This is a genomic window from Stenotrophomonas sp. PS02300 (assembly GCF_029959395.1).
Taxonomy (GTDB): domain Bacteria; phylum Pseudomonadota; class Gammaproteobacteria; order Xanthomonadales; family Xanthomonadaceae; genus Stenotrophomonas; species Stenotrophomonas maltophilia_AD.
On the sequence record NZ_JASCOP010000251.1, the window covers coordinates 1 to 1,113 of the forward strand.

A 1,113-nucleotide genomic window follows, 5' to 3' on the forward strand; every position below is an offset into this window, starting at 1 on the left:
ACGCGCGCACCGGCGCCAGGTGCGCGCGCGCCAGCAGCGGGCCGAGCAGGATTCGATGCAGCGCACCCGCTTCCTGGCCGAACTGGGCCGCCAGGTGCGTGCGCCATTGACGCCGGTACTCGGCTGGAGCGAGCTGCTGCTGCAGTCGCCGTTGTCGCCCGTGCAGCGCGAGCAGGTCGGCAGCCTGCAGCAGGCCGGGCACCACCTGCTGCAGTTGATGGACGATGCGCTGGACCTGGCCGGTATCGAATCAGGCCGCCTGCGCTTGCATCCAGCGCCCTTCGAGCTGGTGGAGGTGATGCGTGAGCTGCACGCGCTGCTGCTGCCGGTGGCGCAGGGCAAGGCATTGGCGCTGCATTGGACCAGTACGTTCGCACCCGGCGCCTGCTTCCACGGCGACGTGCAGCGCCTGCGCCAGATCCTGCTGAACCTGCTGGGCAACGCCCTCAAGTTCACCGCGCACGGACAGGTCAGCCTGAGCGCGCGCACCGGGCCGGAGGATCGCGGGCTGGTGCTGTGTGTGTCCGACACCGGTCCGGGGATGAGCCCGGCGCAGGTGCGGCGGCTGTTCCAGCGCTTCAGCCAGGTCGAAGCGGCAGACACCGCCGCCCACCCTGGCGGCAGCGGGCTGGGACTGGCCATCAGCCGCGACCTGGCACACGCCATGGGGGGGCGCCTGGACGTCGACAGTCAGCGCGGTCGTGGCACCCAGTTCCAGTTGACGCTGCCATGGCCGGCGCTTGCACCCGCCGCCGCCGCGCCCGCCGCGCCGCGCCCGGGCGCGTCCGCTGCCGTGCCATCGCGCGCGTTGCGGGTGATGGTGCTGTTGCCTGCCGCCGAGGCGGACGCTGTCGAAGTGGTATGCGCGCTGCTGCGTTCCCAGGGCCACCGGGTGGTGGCCGTGGAAAATGCGGACGCGTGGGTGCGCGACGTCGACCCCGGGCCCTGGGACCTGATCGCGGCCGATCCGGACCTGCTGGTGGCGGGCGGGCGGCTGAGTGCGCGCCTGCCCTGGTTGTGGCCGGGGGTGCGGGGGGGGGGGGGGCCCCCCCCCCCCCCCGGCCGGCGCCCGCCCGCCCCCCCCCCCGGGGGGGGGGGCCGGGGTGGGGGGGG

General features: G+C 74.7%; 1 protein-coding gene. It reads left to right on the forward strand.

The genetic code is table 11. The features are described 5' to 3' along the window. A partial coding sequence (locus QMX79_RS20780; RefSeq protein WP_282248465.1) for a HAMP domain-containing sensor histidine kinase occupies positions 1-1,113 on the forward strand: 1,113 nt, incomplete at both ends.